The organism is Amycolatopsis sp. NPDC004378 (genome assembly GCF_053602455.1).
Genome location: NZ_JBSGDR010000028.1, coordinates 56504 through 80245, shown reverse-complemented (window position 1 = coordinate 80245; position 23742 = coordinate 56504). Strand labels below are relative to the sequence as shown.

The 23742-nt window shown below is 70.8% G+C and carries 23 protein-coding genes; 15 read left to right on the top strand and 8 right to left on the bottom strand.

The features are described from left to right. Window positions 1–25: 25 nt before the first annotated feature. Both ACWEN0_RS43990 and ACWEN0_RS43985 read right to left on the bottom strand, forming a co-directional pair. Window positions 26–640 (bottom strand): VOC family protein, encoded by a 615-nt coding sequence (locus tag ACWEN0_RS43990; protein WP_451987024.1) that lies wholly within the window; start codon window positions 638–640, stop codon window positions 26–28. Between the two features lie 331 nt (window positions 641–971). Continuing rightward, entirely contained in the window at window positions 972–1415 is a 444-nt protein-coding gene (locus ACWEN0_RS43985) for a MarR family winged helix-turn-helix transcriptional regulator (RefSeq protein WP_451987022.1), read from the bottom strand. A gap of 66 nt (window positions 1416–1481) precedes the next feature. On the opposite strand from ACWEN0_RS43985, the gene ACWEN0_RS43980 reads away from it, so the two are divergent. The 4 genes from ACWEN0_RS43980 to ACWEN0_RS43965 all read left to right on the top strand — a co-directional run bounded on the left by ACWEN0_RS43980 (window position 1482) and on the right by ACWEN0_RS43965 (window position 5858). Next, entirely contained in the window at window positions 1482–2468 is a 987-nt protein-coding gene (locus ACWEN0_RS43980; protein WP_451987020.1) for a zinc-binding alcohol dehydrogenase family protein, read from the top strand. Further along, window positions 2468–3640, top strand: coding sequence for a DUF1266 domain-containing protein (locus ACWEN0_RS43975; RefSeq protein ID WP_451987042.1), 1173 nt, complete (start codon window positions 2468–2470; stop codon window positions 3638–3640). The genes ACWEN0_RS43980 and ACWEN0_RS43975 overlap by 1 nt, the downstream gene beginning before the upstream one ends. Window positions 3641–3726: 86 nt before the next feature. Then, complete coding sequence (steA, locus tag ACWEN0_RS43970) at window positions 3727–4911, top strand: putative cytokinetic ring protein SteA (RefSeq protein WP_451987018.1); 1185 nt, start codon at window positions 3727–3729, stop codon at window positions 4909–4911. Further along, complete coding sequence (locus ACWEN0_RS43965; RefSeq protein ID WP_451987016.1) at window positions 4908–5858, top strand: copper transporter; 951 nt, start codon at window positions 4908–4910, stop codon at window positions 5856–5858. Before steA ends, ACWEN0_RS43965 begins: the two co-directional genes overlap by 4 nt. 8 nt (window positions 5859–5866) lie before the next feature. Here ACWEN0_RS43965 and ACWEN0_RS43960 read toward each other — a convergent pair whose 3' ends face one another. From ACWEN0_RS43960 to ACWEN0_RS43945, 4 genes are all read right to left on the bottom strand, one after another. After that, entirely contained in the window at window positions 5867–7570 is a 1704-nt protein-coding gene (locus tag ACWEN0_RS43960; RefSeq protein ID WP_451987014.1) for a glycosyl hydrolase family 18 protein, read from the bottom strand. A 187-nt stretch (window positions 7571–7757) separates the two neighbouring features. Continuing rightward, entirely contained in the window at window positions 7758–9029 is a 1272-nt protein-coding gene (locus ACWEN0_RS43955; protein WP_451987012.1) for an alginate lyase family protein, read from the bottom strand. 88 nt (window positions 9030–9117) lie between these two features. Next, window positions 9118–9825: an aspartate/glutamate racemase family protein gene (locus ACWEN0_RS43950; protein WP_451987010.1), complete on the bottom strand. Its 708-nt coding sequence runs from the start codon at window positions 9823–9825 to the stop codon at window positions 9118–9120. Beyond that, a complete protein-coding gene (locus tag ACWEN0_RS43945; RefSeq protein WP_451987008.1) occupies window positions 9822–11243 on the bottom strand; it encodes an NCS1 family nucleobase:cation symporter-1 in 1422 nt (473 codons plus the stop codon). Before ACWEN0_RS43945 ends, ACWEN0_RS43950 begins: the two co-directional genes overlap by 4 nt. A 138-nt stretch (window positions 11244–11381) precedes the next feature. Here ACWEN0_RS43945 and ACWEN0_RS43940 point away from each other — a divergent pair, with 138 nt between their 5' ends. The 5 genes from ACWEN0_RS43940 to ACWEN0_RS43920 all read left to right on the top strand — a co-directional run bounded on the left by ACWEN0_RS43940 (window position 11382) and on the right by ACWEN0_RS43920 (window position 17253). Next, window positions 11382–12062 carry a GntR family transcriptional regulator gene (locus tag ACWEN0_RS43940; protein WP_451987006.1) on the top strand — a complete coding sequence of 227 codons (681 nt, stop codon included), beginning with the start codon at window positions 11382–11384 and terminating at the stop codon, window positions 12060–12062. Window positions 12063–12246: 184 nt separating this feature from the next. Further along, window positions 12247–13440 (top strand): S53 family peptidase, encoded by a 1194-nt coding sequence (locus tag ACWEN0_RS43935; RefSeq protein WP_451987004.1) that lies wholly within the window; start codon window positions 12247–12249, stop codon window positions 13438–13440. A 234-nt stretch (window positions 13441–13674) separates the two neighbouring features. Beyond that, on the top strand, window positions 13675–14835 hold the full coding sequence (locus tag ACWEN0_RS43930) for an acyltransferase (protein WP_451987002.1): 1161 nt from the start codon (window positions 13675–13677) through the stop codon (window positions 14833–14835). A gap of 91 nt (window positions 14836–14926) precedes the next feature. After that, window positions 14927–16627 (top strand): CTP synthase, encoded by a 1701-nt coding sequence (locus tag ACWEN0_RS43925; RefSeq protein WP_451987000.1) that lies wholly within the window; start codon window positions 14927–14929, stop codon window positions 16625–16627. Continuing rightward, window positions 16624–17253, top strand: a complete 630-nt coding sequence (locus ACWEN0_RS43920; protein ID WP_451986998.1) for an NUDIX domain-containing protein — start codon at window positions 16624–16626, stop codon at window positions 17251–17253. Before ACWEN0_RS43925 ends, ACWEN0_RS43920 begins: the two co-directional genes overlap by 4 nt. 21 nt (window positions 17254–17274) lie before the next feature. Here ACWEN0_RS43920 and ACWEN0_RS43915 read toward each other — a convergent pair whose 3' ends face one another. Further along, window positions 17275–17787 carry a DUF1707 domain-containing protein gene (locus ACWEN0_RS43915; protein ID WP_451986996.1) on the bottom strand — a complete coding sequence of 171 codons (513 nt, stop codon included), beginning with the start codon at window positions 17785–17787 and terminating at the stop codon, window positions 17275–17277. A 105-nt stretch (window positions 17788–17892) separates the two neighbouring features. On the opposite strand from ACWEN0_RS43915, the gene xerD reads away from it, so the two are divergent. The 6 genes from xerD (at window position 17893) to ACWEN0_RS43885 (ending at window position 22878) form a co-directional block, all read left to right on the top strand. After that, window positions 17893–18795: a site-specific tyrosine recombinase XerD gene (gene xerD, locus ACWEN0_RS43910; protein ID WP_451987040.1), complete on the top strand. Its 903-nt coding sequence runs from the start codon at window positions 17893–17895 to the stop codon at window positions 18793–18795. A 146-nt stretch (window positions 18796–18941) separates the two neighbouring features. Then, window positions 18942–19913, top strand: a complete 972-nt coding sequence (locus tag ACWEN0_RS43905) for a ParA family protein (RefSeq protein WP_451986994.1) — start codon at window positions 18942–18944, stop codon at window positions 19911–19913. Further along, on the top strand, window positions 19910–20332 hold the full coding sequence (locus tag ACWEN0_RS43900; protein ID WP_451986992.1) for a cobyrinic acid a,c-diamide synthase: 423 nt from the start codon (window positions 19910–19912) through the stop codon (window positions 20330–20332). Before ACWEN0_RS43905 ends, ACWEN0_RS43900 begins: the two co-directional genes overlap by 4 nt. Further along, window positions 20332–21240 (top strand): segregation and condensation protein A, encoded by a 909-nt coding sequence (locus tag ACWEN0_RS43895; protein ID WP_451986990.1) that lies wholly within the window; start codon window positions 20332–20334, stop codon window positions 21238–21240. Before ACWEN0_RS43900 ends, ACWEN0_RS43895 begins: the two co-directional genes overlap by 1 nt. Beyond that, the gene (gene scpB / locus ACWEN0_RS43890) at window positions 21237–22139 is read left to right on the top strand and encodes an SMC-Scp complex subunit ScpB (RefSeq protein ID WP_451986988.1); all 903 of its coding nucleotides are present in this window, start codon (window positions 21237–21239) and stop codon (window positions 22137–22139) included. The genes ACWEN0_RS43895 and scpB overlap by 4 nt, the downstream gene beginning before the upstream one ends. Further along, window positions 22126–22878, top strand: coding sequence for a pseudouridine synthase (locus ACWEN0_RS43885; RefSeq protein WP_451986986.1), 753 nt, complete (start codon window positions 22126–22128; stop codon window positions 22876–22878). The genes scpB and ACWEN0_RS43885 overlap by 14 nt, the downstream gene beginning before the upstream one ends. A 38-nt stretch (window positions 22879–22916) precedes the next feature. Here ACWEN0_RS43885 and ACWEN0_RS43880 read toward each other — a convergent pair whose 3' ends face one another. Continuing rightward, a complete protein-coding gene (locus ACWEN0_RS43880) occupies window positions 22917–23723 on the bottom strand; it encodes an SAM-dependent methyltransferase (RefSeq protein ID WP_451986984.1) in 807 nt (268 codons plus the stop codon). Between the last annotated feature and the right edge of the window lie 19 nt (window positions 23724–23742).

Genomic DNA, 23742 nt, shown 5'->3' with positions numbered 1-23742 from the left:
CGGGCGGGGCCCCACCCGGGCCGGCTCAGCAGGCGTCCGGGTCCTCGACGCCCGGCGGCGGCGTGAACAGCTCCTCGAAGGTCTGGTCGACGAGCTCCAGCACGTTACCGAACGGGTCCTCGCAGAAGCAGAACCACGACGCCGGGCCGACCTGGTGGATCCGGCTGCGCTGACGGCCGCCGAACAGCGTGATGCGCTTGGCCGTCTCGGCGACGTCGAGCACCGTGAAGCAGATGTGGAAGATGCCGGTGCGCCAGTAGTCGAAGTTCTCAGTGCGGCGCTCGGCCACCGGTCCGGTGAACTGGAACAGCTCGAGCCCGGCGCCGCCCGGCATCACCATGTGCGCGAGCCGGGCGCTCTGCCAGCCTTCGCCGTAGATGTCGGACGCGGGCCCGCCGCCGGGCGCGTCGCTGCTGATGGCGAACGGGCCGAGCAGCAGCTTGAGCCCGAAGATCTGCTCGTACCACGCGATCGCGCGCTCGAGGTCGGTCACCGACAGCGCGGCGTGGTTGAACCCGGTCCGGACCGCGGGCCGCGGCAGCCGCTCGAGGGCGGCGAGCCTCGGCGCCGGGATTTCGGGCAGGGTGGGCGCGACCGGAGCCGCGCCGGCGCCGATGACGCCGACATCGCTGGACTGCATGGGCAAACTCCCGGGTGGCATGGGAAACGCTCGGTGGCGCAATGCGATCGCCCCCACGGGATGCATTGCACAGCCGTCGGCTGTGCGACAAGTATCAGTGGCCCGCGCCGGAAAACTTCCTGAGAATTGTGACAGCGTTCCGGAACGGATCAAGGACCTACAGTGACCACTCCGACACGCGGCCGCGACCTCGGCTTTTGCCTGATGGGAGGGCTGTTCGTCACTTTCGAACAGGAATTCGCCGCGGTGCCGGGCAACAATGGCGGCCAAATTGGTAAATGGTTGGTAAAATCGGCGGCGGTATTCCAGTGGGAAATGATCGAATACCCGCTCAGTTCTCCAGTCCGCCGGCGATCCGGCGGAAGACCGCGGCCAGTGTCCGCGCCTCGTCCCGGCTCACCTCGTCGGCGAAGTACCGCTCCACGCCCCGGACGTGGGTGGGCCACGCCGCCTCCAGGGCCGCGAGGCCCGCCGGGGTGAGCACCACGAGGGTGGCGCGGCGGTTGCCCGGGTCGACCTCGCGCCGCGCGAACCCGGCGCGCTCGAGGCCGTCGACCAGGCGCGTCAGCCCGCTCGCGCTGTGCACCAGGGCGTCGGCCAGGTCCTTCATGTGCAGCCGCCGTCGCGGCGCCTCCGAAAGCTGGACGAGCGCGTCGTAGGTCCGGTGCGTCATCCCGTGCTCGGCGCGCAGGTCCGCGTCCAGCGCCCGCAGGAGCAGCGCGGACGACCGCAGGAAGCCGCGCCAGGCGGCGTCGTGGTCTCGGGACAGGCTCACGCCGGGAATAGTACTCGCGCGGACAGTTGTTGTGCGGACTGTTCGCTTGCGAAGAAAGGACCCAGGATGCGCGCGGTGGTACTCCGGGAACCCGGTCCCGTCGAAAACCTCGAACTCGCGGAACTCCCGCTGCCCGAGGTGAAACCCGGCTGGGTGCGGATCGCCGTGAAGGCGTTCGGGCTCAACCGGTCCGAGTTGCACACGCGGCTGGGCCTCGCCGACGGCGTCACGTTCCCGCGGGTGCCCGGGATCGAGGCCGTCGGGGTCGTCGACGCCGGTACCGGGTTCGCCCGCGGGCAGCAGGTCGCGACCATGATGGGCGGGATGGGCCGCACCTTCGACGGCGGCTACGCCGAATACACCGTCGTGCCGGAGAGCCAGGTCATCCCGTTCCGCTCCGGCCTGCCGTGGGAAGTGCTCGGCCAGGTCCCGGAAACCCTGCAGACCGCGTACGGCTCCCTCACCACCGGGCTGGACCTGCGGGCCGGCCAGACGCTGCTGATCCGCGGCGGCACGTCCGCGCTCGGTTTCGCCACCGCGGCACTGGCGAAAGACCTCGACGCCACGGTCTTCGCGACCACCCGGCAGCCGGAACGCCTCGAGACCCTGCGCGAACACGGCGTCGACCACCCGCTGCTGGACGACGGCGACCTCGCGGGCCAGGTCCGGAAGATCGTGCCCGAAGGGGTCGACGCCGCCCTCGAACTGGTCGGGACGCCGACCCTGCCGGACACCCTGAAAGCCACTCGCGTGCACGGAACCGTCTGCTTCACCGGCATGTTGTCCAACCAGTGGACGATCTCGAACTTCTATCCGATCGGATACCTTCCCGCCGGGGTGCGCCTGACCGCTTATGGTGGTGAGGCGGACGACCTGCCCGCCTCCGTCCTCCAGCGGTACCTCGATCGCATCGCCACCGGCGAAGCGAGCCTCGGCCCGGCCAAGGTGTACGCGATGACGGAGATCCGGCAGGCGCACGACGACCTGGAGCACAACCGGACGGCGGGCAAGCTCGTCGTGCTGACCGGCCGAGTGGAGGGAGCCGCCCCGTGATGCTGCCACCCCCCGCCGACGTCGAGGCCCAGCTGGCCGCGGCCCGCCGCGACGGCGACCTCGACCGCTACCTCGGCCTGCTCGCCGGGGAAGAGCTCTTCGTCCCGATCCGGCGGGTGGACGCCCACAGCATCCTCGACGAGCGCGCGGAGACTTTCCCGAACGTCTACTTCGAGACGGGCGGGGACGAGTTCCTCCAGGTTTTCACCCGCGGGGCGCTGCCGGACCTCGGCCCGGACGTCGTGGCGATGAGCGGCGCGCTGGACTGGGCGGTCGACGGCGTCGGGCGCCACGAGCGGGTCGTGTTCAACCGCGGCACCCGCGGCGAGTGGCGGCTGCCCGGCGCGACGCTGCAGCCGTGGCTCGACGCGCACCACGATGACGTGACACCGCTGGAAGAGCAGGTCGAACGGCTGATCACCGCGCCGTACGGGCACCTCGAGGGGCCGATCGCGCACGCGCTCGCGTGCGGCGCGCACCTGGCGGTGCTCAACGCGGCGCCGTGGAACGTCCTCGACGCGCGCCGCCACGACTACGTCGCCGAGGTGCGGGGCCTGCGGGACTGGTGGGGTGTGCCCGACCCGCCGGCCTGGCGCGCCACCATGGCCGACCTGATCGGCGAGGGCTACGCGCTGACGCCGGGCAACCTCGTGCTGATGTTGCGCCTGCGGTTCGCCGCGGAGTACGGGGTGCGCAACGGCGAGTTCGACCCGCTGACCTGGGCGGAGCTGGTCGACCGGTGGTGCGCGGAGAACGACGCCGAGGAGCAGGCCGACGAGCTGCGGCACACCGTCCGCCGGGTGTCCCGGTACGAACAGCGGTTCCGCGCCGACGGCCTGGTCGACGCGGAAGGGTTCGTCACGACCGCGCTTTCGTGGGACGTCGGCCGCGCGGTGAACATCGCCCGCTGGGGCTTGGCGGCCGGTTACTGCGACGCGCTCACGGCCGAACTGATGGTGCTCGAAGCGGGCTCGCTGGCGCGTCGCTACCACCAGTCATGGGCCGACCTGTCGGCCGGCTACGTCATGGGGCGGGTCCTCCACGCCGAGGACGAAGAGTTCGGCGAGTGGTACCCGGCGGCCGTGCGGGTCCACCACCAGCTCCTTCAGGACCCGGCGAGCCCCTGGGTGAACCTCGATTTCGGGTCCCTTTCGGAGGAGTCGGAGGCCTGAGGAGAGGCGGGGCTCACCACAACGAGTCACACCCGCTACGGCGTGGCGTACCTCGTCCCACGAGCAAATTTGTCACCATCGGCCACATGAAGCTCACCGGCTTGCTCACGCGGAACCAAGAACCCCTCCCGGGGATCAGCGGCGTCGCCCGCGTGGATCGCCGCACCCGGGAGCTGCTGCGCCGGATCAGTCCCGGCGACATCGTCGTGCTCGACCAGCTGGACCTCGACCGCCAGACGGCCGACGCCCTGGTCGAGGCCGAGGTCGCCGGCGTGGTCAACGCGTCGCCGTCGATCTCCGGCCGGTTCCCGAACCTGGGGCCGGAAATCCTCATCGGGGCCGGCATCCCGCTCGTCGACTCGGTCGGCGGCGAGCTGCTGCGCACGATCAAGGACGGCACGAAGCTGCGGCTGCACGAGGGCCTGGTCTACGTCGGCGAGCGGCAGGTCGCCTCGGGCATCGAGCAGACCGCCGACAGCGTCGCGGACCAGATGATCGAGGCCAAGGCCGGGATGTCGACGCAGCTGGAGGCGTTCTCGGCGAACACCATCGAGTTCCTCCGCCGCGAGCGCACCCTGATCCTCGACGGCGTCGGCGTGCCCGACCTGAAGGTGGCGATCCGCGACCGGCACGTGCTGGTCGTCGCGGGCGGCAACGGCCACGCCGAGGACCTCAAGAAGCTCCGGAAGTACGTCGCCGAGCACCGGCCGGTGCTGATCGGGGTCGACGCCGGTGCCGACACCCTGCGCGTGCAGGGCTACAAGCCGGACGTCGTCGTCGGCGACCCCACCGGCATCGGCACCGCCACCCTGCGCGGCGGCGGCGAGGTCGTGGTGCCCGCCCAGCCGGACGGGCACGCCCCCGGCGTCGAGCGGATCCAGGACCTCGGGATCGGCGCGGTGACGTTCCCCGCGTCGGGCAACGCCGAAGACCTCGCGCTGCTGCTGGCCGACGCGCACGGCGCGAGCCTGGTCGTGACGGTCGGCTTCCAGGCCACGCTGCGCGAGTTCCTCGACCACGGCCGGTCCGGTTCGAACCCGTCGACGTTCCTGACCCGGCTCAAGCTCGGCACGAAGCTCGTCGACGGCAAGGCGGTGGCGACGCTGCACCGCAGCCGGGTGTCGATCGGCGCCGTCGTGCTGCTCGTGCTCGCCGCGGTCGTGGTCGTCGCCGCGGCCCTGCTGGTGTCCGACGTCGGCTCGGTCTACCTGGACTGGCTGCGGCACACCTGGAACTCGTTCGCCGGCTGGGTCAAGGGGCTCTTCACGTGATTTCGCTGCGGTACCACGTCGTTTCGATCGCTTCCTGCTTCCTCGCGCTGGCCGTCGGGGTCGTGCTCGGCTCGACCGCGCTCAACGGCAGCCTGCTGTCCGGCCTCGCGGGGGAGAAGAAGGACCTCGGCAGCCAGGTCTCCGACCTCGAGGCGCAGCGCAACGCGCTCAACGCCCGGCTGGCCGACGCGGACGCGTTCGCCGGGTCGATGGGGCCGAAGGTCGTCGCCGGCGCGCTGGACAAGCGGTCGGTGGTGCTGGTGACCACCGAAGACGCGCGCCCGTCCGACCGGGACGCGCTCAAGCAGCTCGTCGGCCAGTCCGGCGCTTCGGTGACCGGCGAGGTCCAGCTGACGGCCGCGTTCTCCGACCCGGAGAAGGCCGACCAGCTCCGCGACGTCGCCACGCGGCTGCAGCCGGCCGGGTCGAAGTTCCCGACCGCGGGCGACTCCGGCACGCTCGCCGGCGCGCTGCTCGGTTCGGTGCTGCTGCTGGACAAGACGACCGCGAAGCCGCAGTCCTCGGGAGAGGAGCTCGCGGCCGCGATCGGCGGGCTCACCGACGGCGGGTTCGTCAAGGCGGGCCCGGACGTCAAGCCGGCCCAGCTGGCGATCGTGCTCACCGGGTCGGCGGCGACCGGCGACGGCGCGGGCGACCGTGCGGCGACGGTCGCCCGGTTCGCCACGCAGCTCGACCGCAGCGGTGCGGGCACGGTGCTGGCCGGTGACGCGGGTTCCGCCGACGGCACCGGCGCACTGGGCGTCGTCCGCGCGGACACCTCGGCGACGTCGATCCTGTCCACTGTGGACAACGTGGACACGTCGGCCGGGCGGGTCAGCACGATCCTGGCGCTGAAGGAACAGCTCGACGGGGGCGCTGGACGGTACGGCATCGCCGGCAACGCCCAGGCCCCCGCGCCCGGGGTCGGTCACCCCGACGGGAACTGACGGTCAGCTCAGCTCGCGAGCCAGAGTGCCGGGACGTTCGGCGGTTCCCAGCCCACCAGTGAGGTGTGGGCTTGGCGGCACGTGTACGTGATGCCGTTGTAGGTCACTTTCGCCCCCACCGCGTACGCCGTGTTCGGTGCCCACGCGGGGATCGTCGGCGGCGTCGTGGGTGTGGTCGGCGGCGTGGTGGTGGTCGGCGGGGTGGTCGGGGTCGTCGGTGTGGTGGGGGTCGTGGGAGTGGTGGTGGTCGGCGGGGTCGTGGTCGGCGGGGCCGAGCAGTTCGGCGTCGACGCGGCCAGGCCGTTGACCACCGCGTGGAGCAGCGTCGAGCCCGGGTCCAGGTCGTAGAGCGAGAACATCATCGCGCCGCCGAGGCCCGTGCAGTGGATGTAGTCCGTGCGGGCCTTGATCGACTGCGCCGACGAGCCGCCGAAGAAGTTCGTCCCGTCGTAGAACCAGGCCGACTGCGTGACCGGGTCCCAGTACGTGTCGGACGGGTTGTCGACGATCCCGGACAGCTCCTTGTACATCGCGACGCCGGGGACGTTGCCGCTCAAGGGATGTCCGGCCGACGGACCCGAAGCGGACTGGTACAGGCCGTGGTTCGACCCGGCCGGCACGCCGGTCCAGCCCCGGTAGTAGAACGGGATGCCGAGCGTCAGCTTGCCCGCCGGGAAACCGCCCGCGATGCCGTACGCGCTGTTGCCGTGCAGGTAGTCCTTGACCACCGAATCGATCGTGTACTTCTCGGTGCCCGGCGGGATCGTGCCGGACGGGTCGTTCGGCGAGGAGTACAGGGGATCCTGGAAGTTCGTCGGCCCGGTCGCGTCCCACGCGCCGTGCATGTCGTAGGTCATCGCGTTGCCGAAGTCCAGGTACTGCCCGATCTTGTCGGTCTGGATCTTCGCGATCTTGTCCTGCCCGCCCGGCAACGCGGCCGAGAGCGCGTAGTGCTTGCCGCCCAACGCGTCCAGCTCGCTGCGGAACTCCGCCATCAGCGCGGTGTAGTTCGCCGTGTCGGCGGCGCTGTAGTGGTTCCCGACGTGCCCGGTGGGGGAACCCGGGTACTCCCAGTCGATGTCGATGCCGTCGAAGATGCCCGCCGCGGTGCCCGCGCCGCCGTAGCCGCCGGACGCGGGGATGTTGCCCTTGATGAACATGTCGAGACACGAGCTGACGAACTTCTTGCGCGACGCGTCGGTCGCGGCCGCGTCGGAGAAGTACTTCGAGTACGTCCAGCCGCCGATGGAGAGCAGCACCTTGAGGTTCGGGTGCTTGGCCTTGAGCTCCTGCAGCTGGTGGAAGTTGCCGGCGATCGGCTGGTTCCAGGTGTCGGCGGTGCCGTCGACGCTGATGTCGGAGCCGAACGTCTTCTGGTAGTCGGCGAACTGGTCCTCGGCGCCGTCACCGGCGTTCGGATCGCTTTCGCCGCCCGGGTCCGGTGTCGTCGCCTTCGTGGCTTCGAAGCACGTCAGGTTGCCCGGGTCGATGTTCTCGAAGTCGTAGAGCAGGTAGTCGAGGTTGCCGGCGATGGCGTCGACGTTCTTCAGGTAGTAGGCGTTCTGGTAGATGCTCCACTGGTCGTAGTAGGCGATCCGGACCCCGCCGGAGGTGGCGGCGGCCGCACCCGGCGTCGCCGGGCCGGCGACGGTCAGGGCGCCGACGACGACCGCGGCCGCGGCGGCGGCGAGCACGGCGAATCTTCGCTGCATGGCGTCTCCTCGCGCAGGCGGACGGCCCTCTCCCGGGCCGCGACGGCGCGGGAGAGGGCGTACGCGACGGTTCTTCACGAAGCGGGTCCGGCCCCGGTGATGAATGTGCGCGCGTGGACACCGAGTGTCAATGCTTTGGACTAGACCAATCTGGGAAACGGTGCGCTATGCGGTGTTGTGTCCGGATTTATTTGAGCGGCGGGTCCAGCGGGAAGCACGACACGCGCACGGGCCACGTGTCGCCGCCGGCCGGCAGTGGCATCTGCTTCAGCGCGGCGGCCGCGCCGGTGTCGTGGGCCTCTTCGGCCGCGGCGTGGAAGATGTCCGCCGCGATCGACTGGTCGAACACGCCGATCTGCTGGTGCGGCCAGCCCGCGGCGCCCTGCAGCGCGCCCGGGATCAGCTGGTCGACGACCTTGCGCAGCGTCACGCCGTTCGGCGCCCGGTACTTCCAGACGTCGACACCGAGGTTCTTGCCCAGCTCGGCCATCCGGCCCCACGCGGTGAGGTTGAAGTTGGCGTAGTGCCACGACATCGTCCGCGACAGCTCGAGCGGCTGGCTGCCGTCGGCGGCGAACTGCACCGGGAACCGGTTCTTCTCCGCGTCGAGGACGATCTTGCGCGCCGCGTCCCGCCGGCCCAGGTACGCGGCGATCGTCGCGTTCTGCATGTCGAGGAACGTGCCGTGGTTGTTGGTGGCGGCCAGTTCCAGCTTCGCCTGCGGGCTCGTCTGCATCCAGTCGAGGTACTGCGCGAGCCACGCCCTGACGCCGGAGCGGTCCTGGCCGGTCCAGTCCGGCGCGCCGGTGTCGAGGAGCGCGAAGACGTCGAGCACCTGGCTGAACGACTGCGTCGAGTCGATGATCCCGGTGCCGCTGACGGTGGTGCGGCACGGGACGATCTGCGAGTACGTCATGTTCGGGTTCATCTTGGTGGCCGGGTCGAGGAACCACGTCCGGACGTCCAGCGCCGCGCGCTTCGCGTACTTCGCGTCGCCGGTGTAGTACCACGCGAGCGAGAGGTAGTACATCGCGTCCCAGGCCACCATCCGGTAGGTGTGGTCGGTGATCGCGTCGGCCTCGGGGTTGCGCTGGCCGTCCTTGTTGACGTACGGGCAGCCCTGCGGGTTCTCCGGCGTCTTCGGCTGGCTCGCCCACCAATAGGGTGCCTGGCTCGTGTAGTCGTGCTTGTCGCCGCTCGGCGGCGCGGACGGCTTGTCCATGACCGACCACGGGCCCGCGGTGAGCGCGGTGTTCGCCTTGTCCAGCACGACCTTCAGCGCGTCCCGCTGGGCCGTGGACGCGTGGCCGCCGCGCAGCGCCTGCTTGATCCCCGCCAGCTTCGCCCCGTCGGTGACGACGGTGCGCGGGGGAGCAGCGGCCGTGGCTGTCCCGCTGACCGGGACCAGGAGCATGCTCGCCGACAGCGCCAGCGCGCCCAGAACGCGTAGCCTTCGCACTTCGACCGCCTTCCGGGGACGTCGAAGTCCCCACTCGTCACCGGGCGGCGGTACGGCAGGGGGATTCTGTCCGGCGGCGTGGGCGATGTCAATCGGGCCAGGTGCGGTGCTTGTCCAGCGGCTTGGCGTACGACCCGGCGCGGCTCGTGGTCAGGCCCAGCGCGACGAGCGACTCGGCCAGCCGGACGGCCGCCGCGACGCCGTCGATCACCGGGATGCCCAGCATCGTGGCGATCTTGCGGTCCAGCCCGGTCATCCCGGCGCAGCCGAGCACCAGCACCTCGGCCCCGGCGTCCCGCGCGCGGCGGCCCGCCGTGAGCAACGCCGACTCCGTCCGGCGCTCGTCGGTCAGTTCCAGGACGCCGAGCCCGGCGCCGGTGACCGTCACGCAGTTCCGCGCGACGCCGGCGGAGTGCAGGCTGTCCTCGATGAGCCCGCACGTCCGGTCCAAAGTGGTCACCACGCCGTAGCGGCGGCCGAGCAGGCAGGCCAGGTGCGCGGCGGCTTCGGTGATGTCGACGACCGGGACGTCCAGCAGCTCGCGGGCTCCCTCGCGGCCGTGCTCGCCGAAGCCGGCGAGCACGACCGCGTCGAACGGTTCTTCCAGGCCCCGCAGCAGGTCCAGCACCGCGGCGGCGGACAGGAAGCTGTCCAGCCAGCCCTCCGCGGACTCCGGTCCCCACTTCGGTGTCCGCGCCAGGATTTCGGTGCCCGGGCTCGCGGCGGCGCGTGCTCCGGCTTCGATCTCCTTCGTCATCGCCTCAGTGGTGTTGCAGTTGGTTACGACGATCCTCATCGGTGCTTCCTCGAAACCGCGAAGTACAGGGCCGCCGACGACGCCGTGCCGATGAACCACGAGTACGGCGAGGCCGGTGCGAAGAACGGCACCAGCGCGATCACCGCGGACAGCGCGGCGGTCGGGAAGAACGTCACCAGCGCACGGGGGTTCACCCGGGGGTAGATCCCGCCGTCGACGAACAACTGCGCGACGTCGACCTTGCCGCGCCGGATCAGGTAGTAGTCGACGATCATGATCCCGAACAGCGGCCCGAGGAACGCGCCGAGCCCGCCGAGGAAGTAGTTGACGACCGTGGGCGAGGAGTAGAGCTTCCACGGCAGCACGCACAGCGCGGCGACGGCGCTGATCAGCCCGCCGACGGTGAACGTGATCCGCTTCGGCCAGATGTTGGCCAGGTCGTAGGCGGGCGAGACGAAGTTGGCGACGATGTTGACGCCCATCGTGGCGATGGCGAACGTCAGCGCGCCGACGACCAGCACCGGCGTGCTGTGCACCTTGGCCAGCAGCTCGGCCGGGTCGGTGATGGCCTCGCCGAACACCTGCATGCTGCCCGCGGTGACGATCACCGACAGCAGCGCGAACGCCGTCGAGTTGATCGGCAGGCCCCAGAAGTTGCCGCGCCGCACCGTCTTCTGGTCCGGGGCGTTGCGGGAGAAGTCGCAGAAGTTGAGCATCAGCGTGCCGTAGGTGGCGAGGATCAGCCCGGCCGCGCCGAACCACTGGCGGATCTGCTCGCCCGTCGAGAGGTGTTTCGGGCTGCTGGTCAGGGAAATGTTCCAGTGGCCGGCGGCGAGGATCCAGACGGCGAGCGCGATCATCACGACCCAGATCGCCGGGCCGCACCAGTCCTGGAACTTGCGCACGGCTTCCATGCCGCGGGTGAGGATCAGCGCCTGGACGGCCCAGAGCGCGACGAAGCAGATCCAGCCGAGCGCGTGCAGACCGAGGAAACCGTGTTCGGTCAACGGTTTCAGGCCCGGGTCGATGGCGAGCACGAGCAGGGTGATGGCCACGCTCGCGAGGTAGGTCTGGATGCCGTACCAGAAGATCGCGATGATCGCGCGGATCAGCGCGGGCAGGTTGGCGCCGAACGTGCCGAAGCTGATCCGCGCCACGACCGGGAACGGCACGCCGGTGCGCTGGCCGATCCGGCCCATCAGGTTCATGCCGAAGTAGATGATCACGAAGCCGAACAGCAGGGCGGTGAACACCTGCCAGGCGGACAGGCCGAGCACGAACAGCCCGGCGGCGAAGGTGTAGTTGCCGAGGTTGTGCACGTCGGACATCCACAGCGCGAAGATGTCGTAGACCTTCCACCGGCGGTCCTTCGCCGGGGCCAGGTCTTCGTTCCAGAGCCGGGGATCCGGTGGCGCGGTCGTCTCTTGCTGGGCATCGGTGAGCGGGGCGGCGGTCATGCGGGCCTCCGATCGACGTACTGTGACGGCGATTTGGGATACCAAAATTTGGCATCCCAAATATCACCCCCAGGTCCGCCGCCGTCAACCCTCCGGTCCGTAAACTCGTGTTACGAGCGTGTTGAAGAGAGGGGACCGGTGACGACGGCGAGCGAGCGGCAACCTCTCGCGGCCACCCGCCAGCGGGTGCGCGACGAGCTGCGCGAACGGATCTTGACCGGCCGGCTCCGCCCCGGTGACCGGCTGGTCGAGCGCGAGCTGGCCGAGGACCTCGGCGTGTCCAGGGTGCCCGTCCGCGAAGCCATCCGCAGCCTGGAGGCCGAGGGCTTCCTCGTCGAGCAGTCGGCGCGCCGGATCGTCGTCCGGCAGCTGGCGCGGGTCGACGTCGAGGAGCTCTTCGACGTCCGGGAGGCGCTCGAAGGGCTCGCCGCGGGGCGCGCCGCCGAACGGGCGGGGGCGCCGGAGCTGAAGCGGCTCGAGCGGATGCTCGCCGACTCGGCCCGCGCGACGGCCCGCGGCGACGCGGCCCGGATCACCGTGCTCAACTCGCGCTTCCACGACGAGATCGTGGCCATCGCGGGCAACGCCCTGCTCACCACGATGCTGCAGCCCCTGCAGGGCAGGCTCCGCTGGCTGACCAGCCAGAACGAGCACTGGACCGAACTGCTCGACGAGCACCGGCGGCTCTCCGACGCGATCGCGTCGGGGGACGCGGAGCGCGCGCACGCCGAAGCCGTCGAGCACGTGCGGGTCAACCGCGAGGTGACGCTGAAGTCCCTCTTCGGCGAAGACGAGCCGGGGGAGCGTCCGGCGGGCTGACTGCTACTCAGAGTGGGGCCTGCTGCGAGTCCGGTTTGATGTGGATTGCCGCCGTGCGCCCGGATTTTCCACCATTGAGAGCAAAGATGACACGACTTTGGTCTGTGTCACACGGCTGAACGGCTGCTTACTGTCTTCGCTCACCGGTCCCGCCGACCGGGTCCCCACCTCCCGGAGGTTCACTGTGCGTAGAGCGACAGTATTCGCAGCCGCCTTCACCCTGGCCCTGACCACCGCCGGCGTCGCCGAAGCGGCGCCCGCGCAGCACGGGCACGTCCAGCGCGTCTGTTCGGCCGCGCCGGCCGGGTACGCGGCCTGCAACGCCTGGATCGACACCGACCACGTCACCGCCGCCGCGGCCGCGACGCCGTCCGGGCTCGGCCCGGCCGACCTGCTCTCCGCGTACAACCTCGGCTCCCTCGCGGGCAGCGCCGGCGCGGGCCGGACGATCGCGATCGTCGACGCCAACGACGACCCGACCGCCTTCGCCGACGTCAACGTCTACCGCGCCCAGTACGGCATCCCCGCGCTGGCGTCGTGCACGCCGTCGTCGGTCGACGCCAGCACCACCCCCTGCTTCGCCAAGTCCGACCAGAACGGCGGGACGTCCTACCCGCGCAAGGACGGCGGCTGGGCGCAGGAGATCTCCCTCGACGTCGACATGGCCTCGGCGATCTGCCCGAAGTGCAACATCCTGCTCGTCGAGGCGAGCACGGCCAGCATGGCCAACCTCGGCACGGCGGTGAACACCGCGGTCCGGCTCGGCGCCGAGGTGGTCAGCAACTCCTACGGCGGCGGTGAGTACTCCGGCGAGACCACCGACGAGGGCCAGTACTTCAACCACCCCGGCGTCGCGATCACGGTCAGCTCCGGTGACTCCGGTTACGGTGTCGAGTTCCCGGCGGCGTCGCGCTACGTCACCGCGGTCGGCGGCACCAGCCTGAAGAAGGCGTCGACCACCCGCGGCTGGACCGAGACGGCGTGGAGCGGCGCGGGCAGCGGCTGCTCGGCCTACGTCGCCAAGCCCTCGTGGCAGACCGACGGCGGCTGCGCCCGGCGCACCGTCGCCGACGTCAGCGCCGTCGCCGACCCGGCGACCGGCGTGGCGGTCTACGACAGCACGGCCTACCAGGGCCGCAGCGGCTGGATGGTGTTCGGCGGCACGAGCGTCGCGGCCCCGGTCGTCGGCAGCGTGTACGCTCTCGGCGGCGTGAGCGGGGTCAGCGGCGCGAACACCGCCTACTCGCACACCTCTTCGCTCTACGACGTGAGCGGCGGCAGCAACGGCTCGTGCGGCGGCACCTACCTGTGCACGGCCGTCACCGGGTACGACGGCCCGACCGGGCTCGGCACCCCGAACGGGGTCGGCGCCTTCTGAGTTCCTCCCCGAAGGGCCGTCACGTGGGTGTCGTCACGCCCGCGTGGTGGCCCTTCACGCTGAGCACTAACATGGTTACAAGTTCCGCGCACCGCGAGCGGACGTGGCATATCCGACAGCCCGCACGAGCACGCCCAACAGGCGCTTCCCAGTGCCTTCATGGGAAATTCACAGAATGGGTGGCAAGTCTGACAACGTGAAGCACGCCGACGAAGGTGCCGGAACGGCGGCACGATGACGACTGCCCAGGCCACTCTCGAAGCTCCCGCCCGGACCGCGAGACCGGGTGGCAAAGCGCCGTACCTGCACCAGATCGACCTCTTCCGGTTGATCACGTTCGCCTGCGTGATCCTCATCCACGTGGTGGGCGCGACGAACTTCCCGCAGGACGTCGGCGCCAACGCCGTCGAGACCCCGCTGCACTTCACGCGGGAGGCGTTCTTCGCGCTGACCGGGTTCGTGCTCGTGTTCCAGAACCGCGGACGCGAGATCACCCCCGGCGACTTCTGGCGCCGCCGGCTGCCGCTGGTCGCGACGCCGTACCTGGCCTGGTCGATGTTCTTCTGGGCGTTCTCGCTGGTGACCGGCACGCAGCAGCCCGGCTCGCTCGAGGCGTCGATGACCCTGCTGCTCAAGGACCTCGTCACCGGCGGCGCCTGGTACCACCTGTACTTCCCGCTGGTGACGATGCAGGTGTACCTGCTGTTCCCGCTGATCATGAAGCTGCTGCGGGCGACCGAGGGCAAGCACAAGTGGCTGCTGCTCGGCAGCGGCGTCCTGCAGGTGGGCGTCACGCTGTTCATGACCTACCAGCCGTTCGGCGTGAGCTACGAGACGATCACCCACCTGTACGCCACTGTGCTGCCGTACCAGTTCTACACGCTGTTCGGCGCCGTCGTGGCCATGCACTTCGAGGCCGTGCACGCCTGGGTCGGCCGCCACCGCGTGCTGCTCGGCGGCGCGCTCGTGGCGGTGCTGGCCGGCACCGAGTGGTGCTACCTGCGCACCGTCCACAGTGGAACGTTCCCGCAGGTGGCCAGCGACCCGTTCCAGCCGTACCTGATCCCGTGGTGCGTCACGGTGATCGCGGCGATCTACGCGTTCACGACGTGGTGGGCGGCGCGCCGCCGCGAAGGCGGCCGCGGGGCCCGCGTGGTCTCGTGGGCGGCGAACCGCTCGTTCAGCGTGTTCCTCGTCCACCCGCTCGCCCTGGCCTTCCTCGGCCCGGTGATCCCGCACGTCGCGGAGCGCTTCGGTGCGCCGTGGCTGAGCCTGGTGATCTACCTGGCGACGATCGTCCTGACGGTACTCATCGTGGAGGCGCTGCGGCGCCTGCCGGGCAGCCGCGCGCTCACCGGCCGGCCCCGGCTGCGGCTCGTGAAGGCCGCCGCCTGAGGTTCACCCGCGCGGGTGGCGTCGGTCATAACGGGCGCGTCGGGTGAGTCACGGCGCGCGGATCCGCGAACGTGGGATATGCTGGCGGCCCGTGGGACTTCAGTCACGGGCTACCAAGTACGTTTTTGTCACCGGGGGCGTCGCCTCCTCTCTGGGTAAGGGACTCACGGCTTCCAGCCTCGGTCAGCTCCTTACCGCGCGCGGGCTTCGCGTCACGATGCAGAAGCTCGATCCGTACCTCAACGTCGACCCCGGGACGATGAACCCGTTCCAGCACGGTGAGGTGTTCGTCACCGACGACGGCGCCGAGACCGACCTCGACATCGGGCACTACGAGCGCTTCCTCGACCGCGACCTCGACGGCAAGGCCAACGTCACAACCGGTCAGGTCTACTCCGAGGTGATCGCCAAGGAGCGCCGAGGCGAGTACCTCGGCGACACCGTGCAGGTCATCCCGCACATCACCGACGAGATCAAGTCCCGGATCACCGCCGCGGCCGAGCCCGACGAGAACGACGTCTCGCCGGACGTCGTGATCACCGAGGTCGGCGGCACGGTCGGCGACATCGAGTCCCTGCCGTTCCTGGAGGCCTGCCGCCAGGTCCGCCACGACGTGGGTCGCGACCAGTGCTTCTTCCTGCACGTCTCGCTGGTGCCGTACCTGGCGCCCTCGGGTGAGCTGAAGACGAAGCCGACCCAGCACTCGGTCGCCGCGCTGCGCAACATCGGCATCCAGCCCGACGCGCTGGTCTGCCGGGCCGACCGCGAGATCCCCGAGGACCTCAAGCGCAAGATCGGCCTGATGTGCGACGTCGACACCGAGGCCGTCATCGCCTGCCCCGACGCGCGGTCCATCTACGACATCCCGAAGGTGCTGCACGGCGAGGCGCTCGACGCCTACGTCGTCCGCCGTCTCGGGCTGCCGTTCCGCGACGTCGACTGGACGGTGTGGGGCGACCTGCTGGACCGGGTGCACAACCCGAGCGAGGTCGTGCGGATCGCGGTCGTCGGCAAGTACATCGACCTGCCGGACGCCTACCTGTCGGTCACCGAGGCCCTGCGTGCGGGCGGGTTCGCCCACCGCGCCAAGGTCGAGATCGTCTGGGTCGCCTCCGACGACGCGCAGACCGCGTCCGGCGCGGCGTCGGTGCTGTCCGATGTGGACGGTGTGCTGATCCCGGGCGGGTTCGGCATCCGCGGCATCGAGGGCAAGGTCGGCGCGATCGAGTACGCCCGCACCCGCGGCGTCCCGCTGCTCGGCCTGTGCCTGGGCCTGCAGTGCATGGTGATCGAGGCCGCGCGGCACCTGGCGGGGATCAAGGACGCCGGGTCGTCGGAGTTCGACGAGAACACCACGCACCCGGTGATCTCGACGATGGCCGACCAGCGCGACGTCGTCGCGGGGGAGCGGGACATGGGCGGCACCATGCGGCTCGGTGCCTACCCGGCGAAGCTCAAGCCGGGGTCGCAGGTCGCCAAGGCGTACGGCACCACCGAGGTGTCCGAGCGTCACCGGCACCGCTACGAGGTGAACAACTCCTACCGCAAGCAGCTCTCGGACGCGGGCCTGGTGTTCTCCGGCACGTCGCCGGACGACCGCCTGGTCGAGTTCGTCGAGCTGCCCGCCGACAAGCACCCGTTCTTCGTCGGCACGCAGGCGCACCCCGAGCTCAAGAGCCGCCCGACCCGGCCGCACCCGCTGTTCAGCGCGTTCGTCAAGGCCGTGGTGGACCGCAAGGTCGCCGAGCGGCTGCCGGTCGAGCTGCCCGAAGCCCCGGTCGCGGCCCGATGACGGCACCGGGCGAGCACGAGTTCAACGTCGCCTCGAGCCGGGACGTCCACATCGGACGCGTCGTCGGCCTGCGCATCGACGACGTCGTGATGCCGGGCGGGGACACCGCGGTCCGCGAGGTCATCGAGCACCTCGGCGCGGTCGCGATCGTCGCGCTGGACGAAGACCAGCAGGTCACGCTCATCCACCAGTACCGGCACCCGATCGGGCACCGGCTGTGGGAGCTGCCCGCCGGCCTGATCGACCACCTCGGCGAAGACCCGGTGGGCACGGCCAAGCGCGAGCTGGTCGAGGAGGTCGGGCTGGCCGCGTCGGACTGGGTGACCCTGGTCGACGTCGCGGCGTCGCCCGGCTTCACCGACGAGGTCGTGCGGGTGTTCCTCGCCCGCGGACTGTCCGATGTGGAGCGTGACGTGCTCGGCGAGGAGGAGGCGGACCTGGTCATCCGCAAGTTCCCGCTCGCCGAGGCGGTGCGGATGGCCCTGGCGGGCGAGCTGGTGAACGGCGCCACGGTGTCCGGCGTGCTCGCCGCGCACGTGGTGCTCTCGGGCGCGGCTTCGGCCCGTCCGGCCGACGCCCCGTGGGAGGACCGCCCGACGGCGTTCGCCAAGCGCAAGGAAGCCTGAGCCGGTCCGCTGCGTCCCGCGTCAGGGGCGCAGCGGACGGCCCTGGGCGTCGAGGCCGCCGTTGGCCAGCAGCACGATGCCGTCGATGATCGGCCAGAGGATGCCGATCCCGGTCACCAGGACGACGAACAGCTGCAGCAGGCCCAGCCCGACCTGGCCGGTGTAGAACCGGCCGGCGCCGAACGGCAGCACGATCTGCAGCACACCGGCCACCGTCTTGGACCGGTAGGAGTACGGGACCGGGCGGTACGGCATCGGGGCCGGTGGTGGCGCGTACGGGTTCGGGCCGTAGGTGGGTAGCTGCAGGGTCGGCTGGGCGTACATCGGCGCCGGCGGGCCGAAGAAGCCCGGGTGCGGGTGCGGCAGGTCGGCGAACAGCGGGCGCAGGTCGGCCACCGTCACCGCCGCGTACGCGTCCGTCACGCGCGTCTCGTACTCGTCCGGCGTGATGCGGCCCATGCCGAAGTGGTCGGCGAGCAGCCTCGCCGCCTCCTCCCGCTCGGCCGTCCCGATGCGGAGTTCGTCCGGCTCCATGAATCCAAGGTAACCGCGTGAACCCGGGAACGGGGTTTCTGCCGGGTCACGGACCCCGGGCGGCCTAAGGTGTTCCGCGTGGCAGGCGCGGGCAGCACGGCCGACGTGATCGCCGCGTACCTCGACCACCTGGTCGTCGAACGCGGGACCGCGCGCAACACCCTGGACAGCTATGCCCGTGACCTGCGCCGGTACGCCGCGCACCTCGACGGCGTGGGCGTCGCGAAGATCGTCGACGTCACGCCCGCGCACGTGACCTCCTTCGGCGCCGCCCTCCGGGAAGGCGACGACGACCACAGGCCGTTGGCCGCGTCTTCGGCCGCCCGGGCGCTGGTCGCCGTCCGGGGGCTGCACAAGTTCGCCCACGCCGAAGGACTCACCGAGCACAACCCGGCCCGCGAGGTCCGCCCGCCGACGCCGGCGAAGCGGCTGCCCAAGGCGTTGCCGGTCGGCGACGTCCTGCGGCTGCTGGAGACCCCGCCGCCCGACGGCGAACGCCCGCTGCGCGACCGGGCGCTGCTCGAGCTGCTGTACTCCACCGGCGCCCGGATCTCCGAAGCCGTCGGGCTCGACGTCGACGACGTCGACGACGGCGAACGCACGGTGCTCCTGGACGGCAAGGGCGGCAAGCAGCGGCTCGTCCCGATCGGCCGTCCCGCGCTCGCCGCGCTGCACGCCTACACCGTCCGCGCGCGGCCCGCGCTCGCCGCGCACGGGCGCGGCACGGCGGCGCTGTTCCTCAACGCCCGCGGCAGCAGGCTTTCGCGCCAGAGCGCGTGGCAGGTCCTCAAGGACACCGCCGAACGAGCGGGGATCGCCGCCGCGGTCTCGCCGCACACGCTCCGCCACTCCTTCGCCACGCACCTGCTCGAAGGCGGCGCGGACGTCCGCGTCGTCCAAGAACTCCTCGGCCACGCTTCGGTGACGACGACACAGGTGTACACGCTGGTCACGGTCAACACACTGCGCGAGGTGTACGCGACTGCCCACCCGCGGGCACTGGGCTAGACGGCCCTGGAAACGCCGAAGGGCCTTCATAAGCTGCACCGACGGTCGAGTGACATTGCCCCGTCGAGTCCGGCGCGTTGCTTTGCCGGGGCTCCGGCTCCGCGCATAGGCTGCGTCGGACGCGACGAACAAGGAGCCTTCTCGCCATGTCGACACCGAACCAGCCGGCCCACCCGGCCGAGTCCGCCGGGTCGGCGGCGGCGAACCTGACCGACGTCAAGATCGCGACACCGGCCGTCCACGACGGGGACGACCCGCAGGAGCGCAACGGCAAGAAGGTGAAGCTCGAGGGGATCGGGCCCACCGGCCGGCCGATCCGCGAGATCCCCGAACCGCCGCCGCTGGAGAAGCACGGGCCCGCCAAGATCATGGCGATGTGCAACCAGAAGGGCGGCGTCGGCAAGACGACGTCGACCATCAACCTGGGCGCGGCGCTGGCCGAGTGCGGGCGCAAGGTGCTGCTCGTCGACTTCGACCCGCAGGGCGCGCTCGCCGTCGGTCTCGGCATCCAGCCGCACGAACTGGACCACACGGTCTACAACGCCATCATGGAGCGGTCGGTCAGCGCCACCGACGTGCTGATGAAAACCCGCGTCGACGGCGTTGACCTGCTGCCGAGCAACATCGACCTGTCCGCGGCGGAGGTCCAGCTCGTCGCTGAGGTAGGGCGCGAGCACACGTTGTTACGGGTCCTTCGTCCGGTCATGAACGACTACGACTATGTTCTTGTCGACTGCCAGCCCTCGCTCGGCCTGCTCACGGTGAACGCGCTGACCGCCGCGGACGGCGTGATCATCCCGCTGGAGTGCGAGTTCTTCAGTCTGCGAGGCGTCGCCCTCCTGATCGACACCATCGAGAAGGTGCAGGAACGCCTCAACCCCAAACTGGACATAGTCGGGATTCTCGCCACCATGTACGACCCGAGAACCCTGCATTCGAAGGAGGTCATGGCTCGCGTGGTGGAGGCATTCGGCGAGACCGTGTTCGACACGGTCATCAACCGCACCGTGCGGTTCCCCGAGACGACGGTCGCGGGTGAGCCGATCACGAGCTGGGCGCCCAAGTCGGCCGGCGCGGCGGCGTACCGCCAGCTGGCCCGTGAGGTGATCGCTCGGTGAGCAGGCGCGCTTCCCTGCCCGGAGCGTCGGAACTCTTCAGGATTACGACCAGCACCGCCAGCCCCGCCCTCGACCTTCCCCCGCAGGCGCCGCCCGCGCCCGCCGAGCCCGTCGAAAAGCCGAAGCCGGCGGGTAACGGCCGCGCCGAGCAGCTCGCCCGCAGCGCGGCGCCGCACGGGTCCGGCCGGACCAAGCACGACGCGAAGATCACCGTCTACGTCTCCGGCGACGAGCTCCTGGCGATGGAGCAGGCCCGGCTGACGTTGCGCGCGAAGCACGACCTGGTCGTCGACCGTGGCCGGCTGGTCCGCGAGGCGGTCGCGGTGCTCCTCGCCGACTTCGACCAGCACGGCGACGAGTCGGTGCTGGTCCAGCGGCTGCGGGTGGTCGGCTCAGACGGCGGCGAAACCGAGGGCTGATGGACGAGCCTGCCCCGGCACCGGCTCCGGCGGACGAGGTTCCCGAAGAACACCAGACGGTGCACGGCGGGATGATCCCCGAGGGCCTGAACACCGAGGAACTGAGCACGTCGAAGTTCAAGGTGCGGCTGGCCAACTTCGAGGGCCCGTTCGACCTGCTGCTGCAGCTGATCTCGCAGCACCAGCTCGACGTCACCGAGGTCGCGCTGCACCAGGTCACCGACGACTTCATCGCCTACACGCGGGCGTTGGGGACCGACTGGAACCTCGACGAGACGACGGAGTTCCTGGTCATCGCGGCGACGCTCCTGGACCTGAAGGCGGCGCGCCTGCTGCCGTCGGCCGAGGTCGAGAGCGAAGACGACCTGGCGCTGCTGGAAGCGCGTGACCTGCTTTTCGCGCGCGTGCTGCAGTACCGCGCGTACAAGCAGGTGGCGGCGCTGTTCGGCGAGCTGGAGCAGGGCGCGCTGCGGCGGTACCCGAGGTCGGTGGCGCTGGAGGAGCGGTTCATCGGGCTGCTGCCCGAGGTGATGCTGGGCGTCACGCCGCAGAAGTTCGCCGAGATCGCGGTGGCGGTGTTCCGCCCGAAGCCGCCGCCGACGGTGTCGATCGCGCACATCCACATGGGCCGCATCTCGGTGCGCGAGCACGCGGCGCTGCTGCGGGTGAAGCTGGCCTCACGCGGCCAAGCGACGTTCGGTGAGCTGGTCGACGACTGCGAGCACACGGTGGAGATCGTGGCCCGCTTCCTGGCCCTGCTGGAGCTCTACCGCGAGGCGACGGTCCAGTTCGAGCAGACGGAGGCCCTGGCGGAGCTGCACGTCCGCTGGACGGGCGGTTCGGTGGCGGAAGCCTCCGCGGCGGCCGAGCTGGACCGGTCCGCCGGAGACGAAGAGGAGTACGGGTGAGCCCCGAAGACAAGACGCCCGCGGCCGACGCGCCGGGCGAGGCCGCGGCCGAGCTGGCGTTGGACGAGGCTTTGTCCGGCGAGCCGGTCACCGAGGACGGCGAGCCGCTCGAGCCGCTGGTCGCGGAGGCACCTGCGGTGGAAGAGCCCGCAAACGAGGCTCCCGCCGAGGAGACCGCCGCCGAGGAGGCTCCGGCCGACGAGCCTGCTCCCGCCGAGGAGACCCCAGCCGACGAGCCCGAGCCGTCGCTTTCACGGGAAAGCGCTGCGTCCGCGGACTCCGGAGACGCGCTCGACCCTGCTGATCCCGAGTCGGACCTCGTCGCCGCCGGGGACTCCGGCTCGCTTCCCGACGTCACCACCGACGAGGCTCTCGAAGCCGCGCTCGAAGCCCTTCTCCTCGTCGTCGACTCCCCGGCCAGTGAGGAATCGCTCGCCGAGACCGTCGACCAGCCCAAGGCGCGGGTGGTCGTCGCGCTGCGGACCATGGCGCAGAAGTTCACCGACCGGGCCTCCGGGATCGACCTGCGGCGCGTCGGCGAAGGGTGGCGGTTCTACACTAGAGACGTCTATGCCCCGTTCGTGGAGAAGCTCCTGCTGGACGGCCAGCGGTCGAAGCTGACCCGGGCCGCGCTGGAGAGCCTCGCCGTGATCGCGTACCGGCAGCCGGTGACCCGTGCGCGGGTCGCCGCGGTGCGTGGCGTGAACGTGGACGGCGTGATCCGGACGCTGCTCGCGCGTGGCCTCATCGAAGAGATGGGGACCGACCCCGAGACGACCGGCACGCTGTACGTGACGACCGAGCTGTTCCTGGAGCGACTGGGGCTGTCGTCACTGAACGACCTGCCCGCGATCGCTCCGTTGCTACCCGAAGTGGACACCATCGATGACATCCAGTGAACACCCCGACGGCGTCCGGCTGCAGAAGGTGCTTTCGCAGGCCGGCGTCGCCTCGCGGCGCGCGGCGGAGGACCTGATCGCCGCCGGCCGGGTCGAGGTGGACGGCGAGATCGTCACCGAGCTCGGCCGCCGCGTGCACCCCGACGAGGCGATCATCCACGTCGACGGCACCCGCGTGAACCTGCGCGACGACCTGATCTACCTCGCCTTCAACAAGCCCAAGGGCGTCCACTCGACGATGTCGGACGACCGCGGCCGCCCCTGCGTCGGCGAGTACCTGATGGGCCGCTACGAGGAGACGCCGGGCGTCGTCCACGTCGGCCGGCTCGACGAGAACACCGAGGGCCTGCTGCTCCTGACCAACGACGGCGACCTCGGGCACCGGCTGATGCACCCGTCCTACCGGGTGCTCAAGACCTACCTCGCCGAGGTCGACGGCCTCGTGCCGCGCGGGCTCGGCAAGGAGCTGCGCAAGGGCTGGGAGCTGCCGGACGGCCTGGTGAAGGTCGACCAGTTCCGCGTGAAGGACATGCACTCCGGCAAGTCGCTGGTCGAGCTCGTCATCCACGAGGGCCGCAAGCACATCGTGCGCCGGCTGCTGAAGGACACCGGCCACCCGGTGCTCAAGCTGGTCCGCACCGCAGTCGGCGACGTCCAGCTCGGCAACCAGCGCGTCGGCTCGATCCGGCGGCTGACCAAGGGCGAAGTGGGCGCGCTCTACCGCAACGTGGAGCTCTGAGCCGGTTTTCGGGGATCCGGGCGGCGAAGCCCCGGTTGTCACCGCACGGCGGTGACGAAGCCGCCGGCGGTCGCGTCGTCGTCCGACGGGCGGCCGTAGGCGGCGGCCAGCTCGGCGCGGGTGACCGTCGACGGCTCCCAGCCGTGGGCGGCCAGCCACTCCGGCGCGCGGCCGCCCAGCCCGCCGCGCCACAGCGAGGTCACGTGCTCGCCGCCCGCGGCGGCCTTCGCGCGGGCGATCAGGCTGTCCGGCGGGGTGCCCGGCCGGTGCTCGAACGCGATCCGGCTGTCCGGTGCCGACAGCTCGCCGACGGTCGTCAGCAGCCGCTCCGCCTCTTCGGGCGTCAGGTACATGAGCAGGCCCTCGGCCAGCCACGCGGTCGGCGCGGCCGGGTCGAACCCGCGTCCACGCAGCGCCGTGGCCCAGTCTTCGCGCAGGTCCACCGGCACGACGACCCGCTCGCAGGCGGGCGACGCGTGCTGCGCGGCCAGCACGTCGTCCTTGAAGGCCAGCACCTCGGGCAGGTCCAGCTCGAACAGCCGCGTGCCGACCGGCCAGGCGAGGCGGAACGCCCGCGTGTCCAGCCCGGCGGCGAGCAGCACCACCTGGGTGCAGTCGCTGCCGAGCAGCTGGTCGTCGTAGAACCGGGTGCGGATCACCACCTGCGGGTAGAACAGCGTGCCCAGGTTGCCGGCGTTCGAGCCGGGCAGGGCCGCGCGGCCGGCCTCGAAGAACGCGGCCGCGTACGGGTCGTCGAACAGCCTGTCCGGGCGGCTGCTTTCGTAGGCGCGCAAACCGGCGACGCCGATGGCGGTGCGGCTCACGGCCGGGAGGGACTCCGTCACGTCCGCCAAGCTACCCACT

What these genes read in the sequence shown, in the direction of transcription:
- ACWEN0_RS43920 (WP_451986998.1), top strand. Translation starts at nt 16,624, where the DNA reads ATGACGGCACCGGGCGAGCACGAGTTCAACGTCGCCTCGAGCCGGGAC.
- ACWEN0_RS43930 (WP_451987002.1), top strand. Translation starts at nt 13,675, where the DNA reads ATGACGACTGCCCAGGCCACTCTCGAAGCTCCCGCCCGGACCGCGAGA.
- ACWEN0_RS43975 (WP_451987042.1), top strand. Translation starts at nt 2,468, where the DNA reads ATGCTGCCACCCCCCGCCGACGTCGAGGCCCAGCTGGCCGCGGCCCGC.
- ACWEN0_RS43945 (WP_451987008.1), bottom strand. Translation starts at nt 11,243, where the DNA reads ATGACCGCCGCCCCGCTCACCGATGCCCAGCAAGAGACGACCGCGCCA.
- steA (WP_451987018.1), top strand. Translation starts at nt 3,727, where the DNA reads ATGAAGCTCACCGGCTTGCTCACGCGGAACCAAGAACCCCTCCCGGGG.
- ACWEN0_RS43960 (WP_451987014.1), bottom strand. Translation starts at nt 7,570, where the DNA reads ATGCAGCGAAGATTCGCCGTGCTCGCCGCCGCCGCGGCCGCGGTCGTC.
- ACWEN0_RS43885 (WP_451986986.1), top strand. Translation starts at nt 22,126, where the DNA reads ATGACATCCAGTGAACACCCCGACGGCGTCCGGCTGCAGAAGGTGCTT.
- ACWEN0_RS43915 (WP_451986996.1), bottom strand. Translation starts at nt 17,787, where the DNA reads ATGGAGCCGGACGAACTCCGCATCGGGACGGCCGAGCGGGAGGAGGCG.
- ACWEN0_RS43905 (WP_451986994.1), top strand. Translation starts at nt 18,942, where the DNA reads ATGTCGACACCGAACCAGCCGGCCCACCCGGCCGAGTCCGCCGGGTCG.
- ACWEN0_RS43895 (WP_451986990.1), top strand. Translation starts at nt 20,332, where the DNA reads ATGGACGAGCCTGCCCCGGCACCGGCTCCGGCGGACGAGGTTCCCGAA.
- ACWEN0_RS43980 (WP_451987020.1), top strand. Translation starts at nt 1,482, where the DNA reads ATGCGCGCGGTGGTACTCCGGGAACCCGGTCCCGTCGAAAACCTCGAA.
- ACWEN0_RS43950 (WP_451987010.1), bottom strand. Translation starts at nt 9,825, where the DNA reads ATGAGGATCGTCGTAACCAACTGCAACACCACTGAGGCGATGACGAAG.
- ACWEN0_RS43990 (WP_451987024.1), bottom strand. Translation starts at nt 640, where the DNA reads ATGCAGTCCAGCGATGTCGGCGTCATCGGCGCCGGCGCGGCTCCGGTC.